The 15,551-nt window shown below is 57.8% G+C and carries 13 protein-coding genes; 6 read left to right on the top strand and 7 right to left on the bottom strand.

What is annotated here, in order from left to right; all coding sequences use genetic code 11:
* Window positions 1–116: 116 nt before the first annotated feature.
* Window positions 117–1,505 carry a class II fumarate hydratase gene (fumC, locus tag ACLD9W_RS03535; RefSeq protein WP_410840722.1) on the top strand — a complete coding sequence of 463 codons (1,389 nt, stop codon included), beginning with the start codon at window positions 117–119 and terminating at the stop codon, window positions 1,503–1,505.
* A gap of 129 nt (window positions 1,506–1,634) precedes the next feature.
* Here fumC and ACLD9W_RS03530 read toward each other — a convergent pair whose 3' ends face one another.
* The 4 genes from ACLD9W_RS03530 to ACLD9W_RS03515 form a co-directional block, all read right to left on the bottom strand.
* On the bottom strand, window positions 1,635–2,090 hold the full coding sequence (locus tag ACLD9W_RS03530; RefSeq protein ID WP_410840721.1) for a hypothetical protein: 456 nt from the start codon (window positions 2,088–2,090) through the stop codon (window positions 1,635–1,637).
* An 85-nt stretch (window positions 2,091–2,175) separates the two neighbouring features.
* The gene (locus ACLD9W_RS03525; RefSeq protein ID WP_410840720.1) at window positions 2,176–3,438 is read right to left on the bottom strand and encodes a Glu/Leu/Phe/Val family dehydrogenase; all 1,263 of its coding nucleotides are present in this window, start codon (window positions 3,436–3,438) and stop codon (window positions 2,176–2,178) included.
* A gap of 364 nt (window positions 3,439–3,802) precedes the next feature.
* Window positions 3,803–4,321: a chorismate--pyruvate lyase family protein gene (locus tag ACLD9W_RS03520; protein ID WP_410840719.1), complete on the bottom strand. Its 519-nt coding sequence runs from the start codon at window positions 4,319–4,321 to the stop codon at window positions 3,803–3,805.
* Complete coding sequence (locus ACLD9W_RS03515) at window positions 4,318–5,388, bottom strand: AI-2E family transporter (RefSeq protein ID WP_410840772.1); 1,071 nt, start codon at window positions 5,386–5,388, stop codon at window positions 4,318–4,320. Before ACLD9W_RS03515 ends, ACLD9W_RS03520 begins: the two co-directional genes overlap by 4 nt.
* Window positions 5,389–5,550: 162 nt before the next feature.
* On the opposite strand from ACLD9W_RS03515, the gene purM reads away from it, so the two are divergent.
* The 5 genes from purM to ACLD9W_RS03490 all read left to right on the top strand — a co-directional run bounded on the left by purM (window position 5,551) and on the right by ACLD9W_RS03490 (window position 11,760).
* A complete protein-coding gene (purM, locus tag ACLD9W_RS03510) occupies window positions 5,551–6,585 on the top strand; it encodes a phosphoribosylformylglycinamidine cyclo-ligase (protein ID WP_410840718.1) in 1,035 nt (344 codons plus the stop codon).
* Between the two features lie 87 nt (window positions 6,586–6,672).
* Window positions 6,673–7,449, top strand: coding sequence for a hypothetical protein (locus ACLD9W_RS03505; protein WP_410840717.1), 777 nt, complete (start codon window positions 6,673–6,675; stop codon window positions 7,447–7,449).
* A 79-nt stretch (window positions 7,450–7,528) separates the two neighbouring features.
* The gene (locus ACLD9W_RS03500) at window positions 7,529–8,542 is read left to right on the top strand and encodes an adenosine deaminase (RefSeq protein WP_410840716.1); all 1,014 of its coding nucleotides are present in this window, start codon (window positions 7,529–7,531) and stop codon (window positions 8,540–8,542) included.
* Between the two features lie 202 nt (window positions 8,543–8,744).
* Window positions 8,745–9,281, top strand: a complete 537-nt coding sequence (locus ACLD9W_RS03495; RefSeq protein WP_410840715.1) for a c-type cytochrome — start codon at window positions 8,745–8,747, stop codon at window positions 9,279–9,281.
* Between the two features lie 199 nt (window positions 9,282–9,480).
* Window positions 9,481–11,760, top strand: coding sequence for an NADP-dependent malic enzyme (locus ACLD9W_RS03490; RefSeq protein ID WP_410840714.1), 2,280 nt, complete (start codon window positions 9,481–9,483; stop codon window positions 11,758–11,760).
* 165 nt (window positions 11,761–11,925) lie between these two features.
* Here ACLD9W_RS03490 and ACLD9W_RS03485 read toward each other — a convergent pair whose 3' ends face one another.
* The 3 genes from ACLD9W_RS03485 to ACLD9W_RS03475 form a co-directional block, all read right to left on the bottom strand.
* Entirely contained in the window at window positions 11,926–12,744 is an 819-nt protein-coding gene (locus ACLD9W_RS03485) for a tetratricopeptide repeat protein (RefSeq protein WP_410840713.1), read from the bottom strand.
* Window positions 12,745–13,155: 411 nt separating this feature from the next.
* Window positions 13,156–14,988, bottom strand: coding sequence for an NAD(P)-binding protein (locus tag ACLD9W_RS03480; protein WP_410840712.1), 1,833 nt, complete (start codon window positions 14,986–14,988; stop codon window positions 13,156–13,158).
* A 396-nt stretch (window positions 14,989–15,384) separates the two neighbouring features.
* Window positions 15,385–15,551: transposase (locus tag ACLD9W_RS03475; RefSeq protein ID WP_410840771.1), on the bottom strand; the 167-nt coding region annotated here is incomplete at its 5' end.

Genomic DNA, 15,551 nt, shown 5'->3' with positions numbered 1-15,551 from the left:
ACAGGCCGTCTGAAAAGGCGGTTTGCAAAGTTATGCAAACAATAGCTATAATCAATTTGCAGAGACGGCACGGAAAACGCCGTTTTCTTTCCACCTTGTCAAACAGGAGAAACCTTATGAGCACCCGTACCGAACACGACACCATGGGCAATGTTGAAGTGCCGTCTGAAGCCTATTGGGGCGCGCAAACCCAGCGCAGCCGCCAGAATTTCAAAATCGGCGGCGAAACCCTGCCGCAGCCGATGATTCACGCGATGGCGCTGGTGAAAAAAGCTGCTGCCCACACCAATGCTGCGCTTGGCCGCATCAAGCAGGAACAGGCGGATTTGATTGTGCAGGCTGCCGATGACGTACTCGCAGGCAAGCTCGACGGCCAGTTTCCGCTGGTGGTGTGGCAGACCGGTTCGGGCACGCAGTCCAATATGAACATGAACGAAGTGCTGGCCAACCGCGCCAACGAAATCGCAGGCACTGGCTTGGCCGCCTATCAGCCCGTGCACCCCAACGACCATGTGAACCACGCCCAGTCCACCAACGACAGCTTCCCCACCGCCATCCACGTCGCCGCCGCGATTGAAATCAACCGCCTGCTGATTCCCGCCGTTAAAGCCCTGCGCGACACGCTGGACAAAAAAGCCAAAGCGTTCGCGCCTATCGTGAAAATCGGCCGCACCCATTTGCAAGACGCGACTCCGCTGACTTTGGGTCAGGAATTTTCCGGCTACGTTTCCCAGCTTGACCACGGTTTAGACCGCCTGCAAGACGCGCTCAAAGGCTTGTACGAACTGCCCTTGGGCGGTACCGCCGTCGGCACAGGTTTGAACAGCCACCCCGAATACGCCGCCAAAGCCGCCGCGCGCCTGGCCGAGTTTTCTGGTTTGCCGTTTGTTACCGCGCCGAACAAATTTGAAGCATTGGCCGGACGCGATGCCGCCGTGTACGCCTCGGGCGCACTCAAAACCCTTGCCGCCAGCCTGAACAAAATCGCCAACGACATCCGCTGGCTCGCCTCCGGCCCGCGCTGCGGCTTGGGCGAAATCAAAATCCCCGAAAACGAACCCGGCTCGTCCATCATGCCCGGCAAAGTGAACCCCACCCAGTGCGAAGCCATGACCATGGTGTGCTGCCAAGTGTTCGGCAACGACGTCGCCATCGGCATGGCCGGTGCGTCGGGCAACTTCGAACTGAACGTGTACATGCCGATGATTGCCTACAACCTGCTGCAATCCGTGCGCTTACTCGGCGACGCCTGCAACAGTTTCAACGAAAACTGCGCCGTCGGCATCAAACCCGTGCCGGAAAAAATCGACTATTTCCTGCACCACTCGCTGATGCTGGTTACCGCGCTCAACCGCAAAATCGGCTACGAAAACGCCGCCAAAGTCGCCAAAACCGCCTACAAAAACGACAAATCCCTGCGCGAAACCGCCATTGAGCTGGGCTTGCTGACAGGCGAAGAGTTTGACGAACTGGTCGTGCCTGCGGATATGGTGGCACCGCGTTAAGCTGCTTTTCGTTTGATTTTGATTGGATACAGTAAAAAGGCAGCCTGAAAACCTTGTGACGGGGTTTTTAGGCTGCTTTTTTTGGTTTTCAGACGGCATTTAGGAGCAGCCTGAAACCCATTTGCAACATCACTCTCCATCAGGCAAACGCTCCATCCATGTTTGCAAGTCAAGACGGGTTTCGCTGCCATACACGCTGCCTGCGGGAATGCGGGCGCTCAGGTGGATTCGGTAGGTATTTCCTTGTTTTTCAATAAATTGCAGCTTGGTGTTGAATAGGTCACCGTGTTCAAAAACGTAAAGGGTGAAATAGGGTTCGTTGTACTCACTGTTCCAAGCATCGGGCAGAATCAGGGCTGTGCCTGTCAAATCATCTTTGTTTGCAAGGGGGATTGGGTCGCGCTCGGCATACAGGCGGGGGGTGCGCCCATAGAGATTGTGGCGGGCGGTGAGATCGGGGTTTTCGCCGCATTCAATATTAAAATCCCAGCTGTTGTAGGGCTGATGCCCGCTTTGGGGGCAATAGCGAAACACGGCGCGTTCAACGGGAAAAACGGTGCGGTGGATTTTAAGGCTGTTTTCCATAGCGTAACTTTCTGTGCAAAGGCAGCCTGAAAGCTGATTTCCCGCTTTCAGGCTGCCTTTCCAACTGCTGTTCAATCAGGCGCAATCAATACCAGCCGCGAAACTTCATCGCTTTTTCCAAGCGGCGGATGCTCATCATGTAGGACGCGGTGCGCAGGTCAATATCAAATTCTTGCGCCAAATCCCAAATATCGTTAAACGCGCGGCGCAGGACGACGGTTTGTTTTTCCTGCACTTCGTCGAATTCCCAGTAGTAGCCTTGCAGGTTTTGCACCCATTCAAAATAGGAAACGACCACGCCGCCGCAGTTGGCGAGAATGTCGGGCACAACCAGCACGCCGTTTTGGCGCATGATGGCGTCGGCTTCGGGCGTGGTCGGGCCGTTCGCGCCTTCGACGACGATTTTGGCGCGCACTTTGCCCGCGTTTTCGGAAGTGAGCTGGTTTTCCAGCGCGCAGGGGGCGAGTACGTCCACATCCAGCGCCAAGAGTTCGGCGTTGCTGATTTCTTTGCCGTAGCCCGCTTGGTTGGTAACAAAGCCGTTGGCGCGGAATTCTTGGATGATGGCGTCCATGTCCAGCCCGTTTTCGTTGTAAATGGCGACATCGACGGTGGAGATGGCGACGACTTTTGCGCCTGCTTGATGGGCGTAGAGACCGGTGTGGAAGCCGACGTTGCCGAAGCCTTGGATGGCGTAGGTCGCGCCTTTGACGTCTTTGCCGAGCTTGGCGAGCGCCTGCACGGCAGCGAAATTCACGCCGTAGCCGGTGGCTTCGTTGCGGGCGAGCGAGCCGCCGAATTCCACAGGTTTGCCGGTGAACACGCCGGGAGCGGATTTTTTGACGATGCTTTCGTATTCGTCGACCATCCACGACATGATTTTGCCGTTGGTGTTCACATCGGGCGCGGGGATGTCGATTTTTTCGCCGATTAAGGGCTCGATGGCGTTGGCGTAGCCGCGGGCGATGCGTTCAAGTTCGGCTTCGGAATATTGTTTGGGGTCAATGATCACGCCGCCTTTGCCGCCGCCGTAGGGCACGCCTGCAACGCAGCATTTGATGGTCATCCAGATGGAAAGGGCTTTGACTTCGTCGAAGCTGACATTGGGATGGAAGCGCACGCCGCCTTTGTAGGGGCCGACGGCGTTGTTGTGCTGGGCGCGGTAGCCGGTGAAGGTTTTGACGCTGCCGTCGTCGAGCTTCACTGGGAAGGTTACTTCCAGCGCGCGCATGGGGTTTTTCAGGATTTCGTAAACGGCAGGCTCGGCGTTGAGGCGGTCGCAGGCGGTTTTGACCTGTTTGCGGGCGATTTCAAAGGGGTTGAGGGTTTCTTTTGCAGTAGCGGACATGGCTTTTCCTGTGTTTGGGTTTGCGGGAATGTGCTCGGCACGGACAAAGGCGCAACTATATATAAAATTCGCGGGAAATGTAATAGTGTGTAACGGCTATTTCCCTAATTTTTAACATTGTCTACATTTTTGCACGATTTGTGTGAAGAAAACACAGGAGGGAAGGCGGCAGCGGAGTTTGACGTTTTGTGCGGGCGCAGGCCGTTTCCGACTGCACGGCAGGCGGGTCGGATTGTGCCGATGCGGTGTTTCAGACGGCCTTCGGGCGGCGCTGTGCCGGGTCGGCAGACAAATACAAAAGGCCGTCTGAAAACAGGGTTTCAAACCGTGTTTTCAGACGGCCTCGGGTTTTCAGACGGCCTTGTTACACAAAATCCGCCAGTTCGGGCAAAAAGCACTCGGCAAGGGCGAGGGTTTGACCTTGGTGGGTGAAGAAGGAGCGGCGGGCAAGGAAGGCCGTTGGGGCTTGGGCAACGGCAGCGGGTGCGGGGCGGGCGTATTGCAGAGGGCTGCGGTGCAGACCGGCGATGCCGCCGCCGAAGAGCATTTCGCCGAGGGGGCGCGTGCCGCAGTCGAGGATGCCACGCCAGAAGGCGGAATCGGGCGGGCACTGGCTGCGCGCCCAGACGACGGGTGTGTTGCCGAGGCAGAGGAAGACGTCGCGGCAGAAGGGCAGGGCAGTTTGCTCTGTTGCGCCGTTGGCGAGCAGGGGGGCGGCCTTGTCTGCGCCCAAGTGCAGCAGGTGCACGGAAAAGGCGTGCGGCAGGGCGCGCAGGGCGGCGGTGAGCGAGGGGGCGGTGATGATGTGCAAAAGTGCCGCGCCGCCGTTTTCAGACGGCCTCAACTCGGCGGGCGGCGCGTCGTGCCAGATGGGGGCGTTCATTTATGGTTGTAAAAGTTGCTGGCGAAATAAACCTGCGAGCCTTCGCGCAGCAGGACGAGGCAGATTGCGGCCAGCGGCAGGCCGATGAGCATGCCGGTGAAGCCCATCAGCTGGCCGAAGGCCATCAGCGAGAAGATTACCCAGAAGGGCGACAGGCCGATGCGGTCGCCGACGATTTTCGGCGTAATCAGGAAACTTTCGAGCAGCTGGCCGACGGCAAACACCGTCCACACGGTAAACAAGCCCTGCCAAGAACCGAATTGCAGCAGGGCGGCGACGGTGGCGAGCAGCAGGCCGGTAAACGCGCCCAGATAGGGTACGAACACGAGGATGCCGGCAATCATGCCGATGGCAAAGCCCGAGTCGAGGCCGGTGAGCATCAGCCCCGTGCCGTAGATAACGCCCATGATGAGCATCACCATCAGCTGGCCGCGTAAAAATTCGCCGAGCACTTCGTCCATTTCGCGGCTGATGCGGGTGTAGGTGTCGATAAAGCGGCGGGGAATGAGGGCGCGTATGCCGTGCGACCAGCGTTGCCAGTCGTATAAAAAGTAGTAAAGCAGCAGCGGCAGCAGGATGAGGTTGCTCAAACCGGCTGCCAGCGCGCCACCCTGCGCCATCAGGGCGGGGGCGAGGTTGGAGACGGTTTGCCGCAGTGTGCCGCTGTGGCTTTTGAGCCAGGCTTCGGCGGCTTCGCGGTTGAGCGGCAGGCTGCCGCCGAAATGGGCGTGCAGCCAGGGCAGGGCTTTGTTTTGCGCGAAATCCGTCAGCTGCGGCAGGCGGTTGAGCAGGTTTTGGAACTGCGTTATCAGCATCGGGATCAGTATCAGCAGCAGGGCGAGCAGTACGAGTAGGGCGAATATCATTACCAGCATCGAGGCGATGCCGCGCGAAATGTGGCGGTCGCGCAGTTTTTCCACCAGCGGGTTGAGGATGTAGGCGAGCACGGCGGCAACGACAAACGGTGTGAGGATGCCGCTCAGGGCGTATACCAGCCAGCCTGCGGCCAGGAAAAACACCGTGCCGATGATCCACGGCGAGAGGCCGCGTTTTTTCTTGATATACATGGGTTGTCTGCCGAAAAAGAAAAAGGCGCGCAGGATAACACGGCGCGGGTTTTGCCGCAGCAGGCCGTCTGAAACGGCGGCGAACGTTTTCAGACGGCCTGTTGCAAGTTCGGGTAAAATGCGCACCGTTTTTTTTCCTACCGTTTTGAAAGCAGAGCAGACATGAGCGAATCTTTAAGCTACCGCGACGCGGGCGTGGACATCGACGCGGGCGACCGCCTGGTCGAAAACATCAAACCCTTTGCCAAACGCACCATGCGCCCCGAAGTATTGGGAGATTTGGGCGGCTTCGGCGCGCTGGTTGAAATCGGCAAAAAATACCAAAACCCCGTACTCGTGAGCGGCACGGACGGCGTGGGCACCAAACTCAAACTCGCGTTTGACTGGGACAAACACGATACCGTGGGCATCGATTTGGTGGCCATGAGCGTGAACGATATTCTGGTACAAGGTGCAGAACCCTTGTTTTTCCTAGATTATTTCGCCTGCGGCAAACTCGATGTCGAACGCGCCACCGACGTGATTAAAGGCATCGCGCAAGGCTGCGAAGAATCCGGCTGCGCCCTTATCGGCGGCGAAACCGCCGAAATGCCCGGCATGTATCCCGAAGGCGAATACGATTTGGCGGGCTTTGCCGTGGGCGTGGTTGAAAAAGACCGCGTCATCAACGGCCGCAGCATTAAAGCGGGCGACGCGGTGCTCGGTTTGGCCTCCAACGGCGCACACTCCAACGGCTACTCGCTTATCCGCAAAATCATCGAGCGCGACGCGCCCGATTTGGACGCGGAATTTGACAATGGCAAAACCTTGCGCGAAGCCGTAATCGCCCCCACGCGCCTGTATGTCAAACCGATTCTGGCCACACTCAAACAATTTACTATCAAAGGCATGGCGCACATCACCGGCGGCGGCATCACCGAAAACGTACCGCGCATCCTGCCCGACAACACCGTTGCCCAAATCAACGCCAAAGCGTGGGAGATGCCCAAGCTGTTCCAATGGCTGCAACAAGCGGGCAATGTCGAGCCGCAGGAAATGTACCGCACGTTTAACTGCGGCATCGGCATGGTGCTGGTGGTCGCCGCCGAAGATGCCGATGCGGTAGCCGCGTTCCTTGCCGAACAGGGCGAAACCGTTTACCGCTTGGGCAGCATCCGCGAGCGCGAGGGCGGCGAGCACCAAACCCAAGTCGCTTAACGCCGAAGCAAAACAAAGGCCGTCTGAAAAAGCAAAACCATTTTTCAGACGGCCTCCCGTATCCAAACACACATTAAAGATAGCGCCATGAAAAAAACCTTTCTCGTTTGCACCCTGGCACTGCCCCTACTCTCGGCCTGCTACAACCCCGTGCTGCACGCCCTGTATCCCGACAAAAAAATCTTCGGCAGTCCCCAAGCCCTGTTTGCCAAAGCCCCGGCCAAACCCGGCGACTACACCCCCGCTCGCGACTACAAGCCGGAGGAAGACGCACGCCTGCGCATTTACGGCCGCAACTATTTTTCCACCATCGCCTACGAAGACACCGACTGCACCCCAAAATCCGACGCCATTATGGTAACGGCGGGCAACAGCTGGAGCGACACCGCCGCCTCTTTTCGCGGCATCGCCAAAAACTTCAGCCTCGGCATGCCCGAAAGCGACTACTCCCGCCAAGCAACCGGCAGCCAAAACGGCCGGGCTTTCTACCGCGAGCTGGCCGCACGCGGCGGACGCCCCGTGACCGTTCAGATTTTGAGCGGCGGCATGCCGATGAAAACCGGCAACACCACGACAAGCCAAAGCTGCCATGTTGCCGTGAAATTCATCCCCGAAGCCGGCAAAGACTACGAAGCGGTGTATTTTGAAGACGGCGGCCGCTGCGGTATGCAGATACAGGAAATTGGCGGCAGCGCCCCCCGCCCCGTCGAAGTGCAGCGCTGCAACACGCCCACCGGCCATTTGGCCAAGAAAAACCTGAAAGAAACCGGCAAAGCCATGCTGCCCGACATTCCCAAGCCTTTCGGCATCTACGGCCTGATTTACGACAAAATGAAAAAATCGAAAGACGAGACAAAACAATAAGCTCCAGGCCGTCTGAAACCTTTGAGGCCGTCTGAAACCCTTTCAGACGGCCTCAAACCATCCCCACGAAAGCCTATGCATGACCCGCAAAGCCCTTATCCGCGCCCTGCCCAAAGCCGAGCTGCACGTCCACATCGAAGGCACCTTCGAGCCCGAACTCATGTTTGAAATCGCCCGCCGCAACGGCGTGTCCATTCCTTATCCCGATGTCGAAACCCTGCGCCGCGCCTACGATTTCCACAACCTGCAATCCTTTCTCGACATTTATTACGCCGGCGCCTCGGTGCTGCTGTACGAGCAGGATTTTTACGACTTGGCCACCGCCTATTTCGCCCGCTGCCGCGACGATCATGTCGTACACAGCGAAATCTTTTTCGACCCGCAAACCCACACCGCACGCGGCGTAGCGTTTGACACCGTATTAAACGGCCTCACCCGCGCCTGCCGCGACGCCGAAACCAAATGGGGCATCGGCAGCCGCCTGATTATGTGCTTTTTGCGCCACCTCTCCGAAGAGGACGCATTCGCCACGCTCGAACAGGCTTTGCCGTTTAAACAACACATCATCGGCGTCGGCCTCGATTCCAGCGAAGTCGGCCACCCGCCCTCCAAATTCACCCGCGTGTTCGAGCGCGCCCGCGCCGAAGGTTTTCTCGCCGTTGCCCACGCGGGCGAAGAAGGGCCGCCCGAATACGTTTACGAAGCACTCGATTTGCTCAAAGTCAGCCGTATCGACCACGGCGTGCGCGCCGAAGAAGACGACGCGCTGATGCGCCGCCTGATTGCCGAACAAATGCCGCTCACCGTCTGCCCCTTGAGCAACTTGAAACTCAAAGTCGTCAGCGAGCTGACCCGCCACAACCTGCACCGTATGCTCGAACGCGGCGTACTCGTTACCGTCAATTCAGACGATCCGGCCTATTTCGGCGGCTATATGAACAAAAATTTCACCGACGTTGCCGATGCGCTGGACTTAAACGAAAACAACATCCGCATGTTGTGCAAAAACTCCTTCAAAGCATCGTTTTTGAGTGATGCGGAAAAAGAACAATGGTGCAGGCGCGTGGACGAATGCGTGCTTGATGCCGTCTGAAAACGCAGCGTGCACATCAAAATAGGAAAATAGGCCGTCTGAAAATGGGTTTCAGACGGCCTATTTCCTCCTTGCATTCTGACAAAACTTAACGCAGCTCAAATTTCCGCGTCCGCCTTTGTGTTAATTTCACCAGTGTTATACCGTTTCATTTGCAGCGGTATGGCAAGCAACGATGACGAAACCGAAAAGGACACAAAGCATGAAAATCTACTTAGCGATGATTTCCGCCGCCGCTCTGGCACTGGCCGCCTGCTCGCAGGAAGCGGCGAAACCCACCGAACCCGTGCCCGCTGCCGAAGCGGCCGTTTCCGCGCCCGATCAGGCCGCATCCGAAGCCGCTGCGGCCGACCAAGAGCAGGCACAGCAGCCTGCCGCGTCTGCCGAAACGCCCGAGCCGCAAGCGCCTGCCGAAGAGAAACCGGCACAAGAGGCCAAGCCTGAACCGGAAGCCAAGCCTGCCGAGAGCGCCGCTGCCGACGGCAAAAAAGTGTTCGACGGCCTGTGCTTCGGCTGCCACGGTGCGAACTCCGCCATTCCCGACACCCCGCGCATCACCCACAAAGACGAATGGGCGCCGCGCATCAAAAAAGGCAAGGACACCCTGTTCAAACACGCCCTCGAAGGCTTTACCGACAAGGGCATGATGCCCGCGCGCGGCGGCAATTCCGCGCTGTCGGACGACGAAGTGAAAGCCGCCGTGGTGTATATGGTGAACGAATCGGGCGGCAAGTTCTGATTTCCCGTCCGCCGCAGAGCGCCAAGGCCGTCTGAAAGCCCCGTTGCAGGCTTTCAGACGGCCTTTCGCATACCCACCGCGCCGCGCCGCGTGTTAGAATCGCGCCTTTGCAAATCTTCACAGGCCGTCTGAAAAAATCCGGCAAACGGCTTTTCAGACGGCCTGTTCCCCAACCCGAAACCCTCACGGAGCAAACAGCATGGATGAACTGATTAAAGAAGCCGCCCTGCGCTTTCACGAATACCCCAATCCGGGCAAAATCCAAGTCGCCCCCACCAAGCCCTTGGGCACGCAGTATGATTTGTCGCTGGCCTACTCGCCCGGCGTCGCCGCGCCCTGCATGGAGATTTACGACAACCCGCTGAACGCCTACAAATACACCGCCAAAGGCAACCTTGTCGCCGTGATTTCCAACGGCACGGCCGTGCTCGGCTTGGGCAACATCGGCGCACTGGCGGGCAAGCCCGTGATGGAAGGCAAGGGCGTGCTGTTTAAAAAATTCGCCAATATCGACGTGTTCGACATCGAAGTGAACGAAACCGACCCCGACAAGCTGGTGGAAATCATCGCCTCGCTCGAACCCACCTTCGGCGGCATCAACCTCGAAGACATCAAAGCGCCCGAGTGTTTCTACATCGAGAAAAAACTGCGCGAACGCTGCAACATCCCCGTCTTCCACGACGACCAGCACGGCACCGCCATCATCACCGCCGCCGCCGTTCTCAACGCCCTGCGCGTGGTGAAAAAAGACATCGGCCAAGTGTCGCTCGTCTGCTCCGGCGCAGGTGCGGCCGCCATCGCCTGCCTCGATTTGCTTGTCGCCCTAGGCATGAAACGCGAAAACATCACCGTCTGCGACTCCAAAGGCGTGATCTACCAAACCCGCGAAGACCGCGAGCGCATGGACGAGAGCAAAGTACGCTATGCTATTGCCGACAACGGCCAGCGCGTCCTCGCCGACGCCGTGTCCGGCAAAGACATCTTCCTCGGCCTCTCCGGCCCGAACGTGCTGAGCACCGACATGCTGAAAACCATGAACGCCAGCCCCATCGTCCTCGCTCTGGCCAACCCGCAGCCCGAAATCTGGCCGCCCGAAGCGAAAGAAGCCCGCCCCGACGTGATTATCGGCACCGGCCGTTCCGACTTCCCCAACCAGGTCAACAACGTCCTCTGCTTCCCCTTCATCTTCCGTGGAGCGCTTGATGTCGGCGCCACCACCATCAACGAAGAAATGAAACTCGCCTGCGTGCGCGCCATCGCCGATTTGGCCATGGCCGAATCCAGCGCGGAAGTAGCCGGCGCATACGGCGACGCCGAACTCACCTTCGGCCCCGAATACCTCATTCCCAAACCCTTCGACCCGCGCCTGATCGCCCGCATCGCCCCCGCCGTCGCCAAAGCCGCAATGGATTCCGGCGTCGCCACCCGTCCGATTGCCGATTTGGAAGCCTACGCCGAAAAACTCACCGAGTTCGTCTACAAAACCAGCCTCTTCATGCGCCCCGTCTTCAACCAGGCGCGCAAGGAAATCAAACGCATCGTCCTCACCGAAGGTGAAGACGAGCGCATTCTCCATGCCGCCCAGCAGGTCGTGTCGCAGAAACTGGCCTTCCCCATCCTGATTGGCGACGCCAAAACCATCGAAGAGCGCCTGATCGCGCAGGGTCTCACCATCCGCGCCGGCAAAGATTTCGAATTGATCGACCTCAACGGCAACCCGCACTACGAAGCAAGCTGGAAAGAGTATTACAACCTGCGCAAACGCCAAGGCGTCACCGAAGAAATGGCGCGTCGCCGCGTCAAAGCCAACAGCACCCTTGCCGGCGCGCTGATGGTCAAACTCGGCCACGCCGACGGCCTCGTCTGCGGCACGATGGGACGCTTCCACGACCACTTTGCCGTGATGGAAGAAGTGATCGGCTACAACAACCCCGAAAAAGAAGCCTTTGCCATGAACGCCCTGATTTCCAACAAAGGCAACTTCTTCATCGCCGACACCTACATCAATGAAAACCCCACCGCCGAGCAGCTGGCCAAAGGCACGCTGATGTGCGCCGCCGAAATGAAACGCTTCGGTATCAAGCCCAAAGCCGCGCTGGTGTCCAACTCCAACTTCGGTTCGCGCCGCGATGCGGATGCCACCAAAATGCAGCAGGCTTTGGAAATGATCCGCGAGCTTGATCCCGAGTTGGAAATCGACGGCGAAATGCAGGCCGACGTGGCCTTGGACGACGAAATGCGCCGCAGCATCTTCCCCGAAACCACGCTTTCGGGCGCGGCCAACCTGCTCGTCATGCCCAACGTCGAAGCCGCCAACATCAGCTACAACCTGCTGCGCGTCAACGCCACCGACGGCGTGACCGTCGGCCCGATCCTGATGGGCTTGAACAAACCCGTGCAAATCGTTACCCCGATTTCCACCGTGCGCCGCATCGTCAACATGATCGCTCTGGCCGCCGTGGACGCACAGCGCCAGTAAGCCTGTTTGGCAGACAAGAGGCCGTCTGAAAAGTCCGCAAAGACCTTTCAGACGGCCTTTAAAGCAGCTGAAACCCACTGCAAAACCCTCCATGCCGCGTCGGCAAAAAGAGGCCGTCTGAAAACAGGAAAATCCGTTTTCAGACGGCCTGAATATTGGGGATGCTTAGCGGATGCCCATTTTTCTTAATTTTTGCAGATTTTCGCGGGCAAGGGCTTTGGCTTCGGCATCGGCTTTTGTATCGGGCTGCGCCAGCGCTTTTTGCCACCATGCTTTGGCTTGTTGGTAATCTTGCGCCACGCCGCGACCGTTGGCATACATTAAGCCCAAATTGTATTGCGTCATAGCAAATCCTTGGTTGGCGGCTTTTTGATACCACGCCACGGCTTGTTGGTCATTCTGCTTCACACCCCAGCCCTTTTCATACATCACTCCCAAATTGAACTGCGCCTTAGCATCTTCCTGATTGGCAGCTTTTTGCCACCACGCTATGGCTTGTTGGTAATCCTGTGCTACGCCTCGTCCTTTCTCATACATCACGCCCAAATTATTTTGCGCCCGAGCATCGCCCTTCTCGGCAAGCGGCTGCCATAGCCGAAAGGCTTGTTCATAATTGCCGGTTTGGAAAGCCTGTCGCTGGATGACTGCATCCTGCCCGTGAAAGACTATCCCCTGCTGCACAACCCCAAACTGCACAGCATCAGACTGCGCAAACTGGATTTGAGCCGCCTGCCGCGCAACGAAAGCACGGTATCGCTGGACATCCGCCACGAACTCATCCGCGCCGAAAAACTGCCCGACATCTATCCAAATCTCCAACGCCTTGAACTCACCGCCTGCCGCCAAACCAACGACTTCTCTTTCGTTTCCCGCCTGCCGCAGCTGCAGGAAATCTGCTTCAGCACCGTCGCCAAACTGACCGCCGCGCCAGATTTTTCCCGCAATACCAAACTGCACACCGCCGGTTTTTTCAACTGCAAACACCTTGCCGCACTGGGCACGCTGCCACCTACCCTACGCAGCCTGTCGCTCACCTTTTCCCAAGTGCCCTTCCCCCAAATCGAAGCCGCCGCCCGCAGCGGCAGCCTGAAAAAGTTTACTTCCAGTCGGCCAAGGCACAAGAAACCCGGCAGTTTGAACAGCTCGCCGACGAATTGGGGCTGGAACAGTAAAAGGCCGTCTGAAAACCTGTATTACAGGTTTTCAGACGGCCTTTTTAACGGCAATGCTTTAGGGTCTGTTGACAATCAGCCTTGCGGCGGTGTTTTTGGCAAAAAATCCCCGCCTGCCGCGTCAAAAATGCTCGCAAGGTGTCCAACCTTGCTGTGCTTTTTTCCTTGCATTCGGGCATTTTTTACTCAAAAAACCGTCTCGCAAGCTGAATGTCAACAGACCCTAGGCCAGCGCTTCTTTCACCGCGCGGTATGCTTGGTCGATGGCGTCCTGCACATAGGGCTTCCATGCCACGTCGCTGCCGGACATCAGGATGTTGCCCAGGCGTTTTTGCATTTTTGCGGTGGTGTCCGCCGCGTTGCGCTCGGTGTTGAACAAATCCAGCCGCTCGTAGCTGTAGCCGTGCGACCAGCGGTTGATGGAAACGTCGAGCAAGTCGTCGTCGAGGTTTTCGCCTGCCAGCGCGTAGATGGCGCGAAGCTGTTTGAGCATTTCTTCTTTAATCGCGTCAAAGCTCATGCCCGCCAGTTTGCCGCGCCCTTTTTTATACATTTCCTGCGGCGTTTTGCCTTCGGTGGCGGTGGCGATATGCGCCATGTGGATCACAATCGGCTCGTCGGGCGTTTTGGCGAATTGGTAGTCGCCGATGCTGACGGGGTCGTCCAGTTTCACGTCGCAGAAGAAGGCGGCGGGCGAATACAGGCGGTGCACGCCGAGTTTTTTGAAGGCGCGGGCGTTTTTTACCAGGGCGTTGGCGTAAACCATGGGCGTGCGCGAGTTGCTCAGCTCGGCCGTTTTTTGCGCTTCGGGCATTTCGGGCATGATTTTCGCCGCCAGCGCGCTGTGTCCCGCGAAAATGCATTTTGCCGCGTCGGCGCGCGCCAAGTCTTGGCTGCCCGGGGTTTTGTATGCCACTGCCACGCCGTTTGCCGTGTTTTGCACAATCAGCGCGGTGCTGTTGAGGCGGATGCGCACGTTGTTGGCGGGCAAGTCCAGTTTGCCGTAGTCAAACTGCGCGGTAACGATGTCTTCCATGGTGTGGCCTGCGGCGATGCCGGGGATGAGTTTGCGCACCAGCAGGCGGGCGATGGAGGCGTTGCCGTCGGGGAAGTGGTAGATATAGGGCTCTTCGGTGTGGGCTGTGTGGCTGATTTGCAGGTTTTGCACGCCGGGGTAGCCGTCTTCCAGCGCGGAATAAACGGAAATGGCGTGGATGGAAATGCCCCAGTATTCGCTGCTGATTTGGGTGAGGTAGTTGAGGGCGCTTTCGGGCAGCTTGGCGGTGTTTTTCAGGAAGTCGTAGTAGCTCGTGCTGTGGGCAAGCTCGGCGCGCTCGCGTTTGTTTTTGCCCTGCCAGTAGTCGGCGGGCTTGGTGTACAGCGCGGTGAGCGCGGCGCGTGCGTCTTCGGGCATGGGGAATTGGGCGATAACGGCGGCGGCTTTGGCGTTGCCTATTTCAGGCTGCCCCGCGACGACGGCGTTTTTGCCGAAGGTGGCTTCGTCAAAGAATACGCCTTCTTTCAAGCCCCATTTTTGATACAGGGTTTGATCGAAATAGCGGTTGAATTTGGTGTAGTCGATGCCGAGGTCGCGCAAGAGCTGCTTGGCTTGGCGCGAATAGCCTGTTTTGGGCGAGTCGATGGATTCGCTGCCGCCGTAGCCCAAGATGAGTTTGCCGTTTGCATTAAATTCGTTGCGGGTGGCGTGTCCGCCGAAATCCTGATGCGCGTCCAAAATCAGGATCTTGGCTTTGGGGCGGGATTTTCGGTAGAGATAGGCGGCGGTCAAACCGCTTAATCCTGCGCCGATCACGATTAAATCGTATTGTTCGCCGGCTTTTTCGGGCAGGGTAACGCTTTGCCCGCGTAGGGCAAGGCCGTGGGCGGCGGCCTGGCTGCCGTCGTTGTCGCCCATCAGCGCGCGAATCAGCGCGGGCGGGTAATAGGCGGCGGCTTCTTCGGCGGCGAGGACGCGGTAAACGGGGCTGGCGAAGGCGAATGCGCCGACGGCGGCGGTGCTTTTGAGAAAGCGGCGGCGGGTGAGATGTAAAGGCATGGTGTGTTCCTTATTGTGTTGTGGTTGGCATAGTTGCTTAAAATGGAAATGAGACAAGGCAACAACGCTCGCCGTGTATGAGTAATACATAAGAGCGGTGGCAACGCCGTATCATTGAAATTCTAAGCAACTATAAAAAGGGGCGATTGTACTGGAATACAGGTCGGGCTTGAATGAGGCCGTCTGAGACCTTTGCAAAATTCCCCTCTTCCCCTTCTCCCCCCAACAGCCGAAATCCAAACACAGGTTGAGACCTTTGCAAAAAAGCCCTTCCTTCGACAGCCGGAACCCAAACACAGGTTTTCGGCTGTTTCCTCCCCCAATCACTCCTGATTTTACCCAAATACCCCCTTAATCCTCCCCGGACACCCCATAATCAGGCATCCGGGCCGCCTTTTAGGCGGCAACAGGCACACTTAGCCTGTTGGCCGCTTTCAACAGGTTCAAACACATCACCTTCAGATGGCTTTGCGCACTCACTTTAATCAGCCCGAAATAGGCTGCCCGGGCGTAGCGGAATTTACGGTGCAGCGTCCCGAAGCTCTGTTCGACCACATAACGGG

The organism is Neisseria sp. WLZKY-1, from assembly GCF_046546535.1.
GTDB lineage: Bacteria > Pseudomonadota > Gammaproteobacteria > Burkholderiales > Neisseriaceae > Neisseria.
The sequence above is the reverse complement of the archived record's forward strand: the minus strand, read 5'-3'. Positions and strand labels throughout refer to the sequence as shown.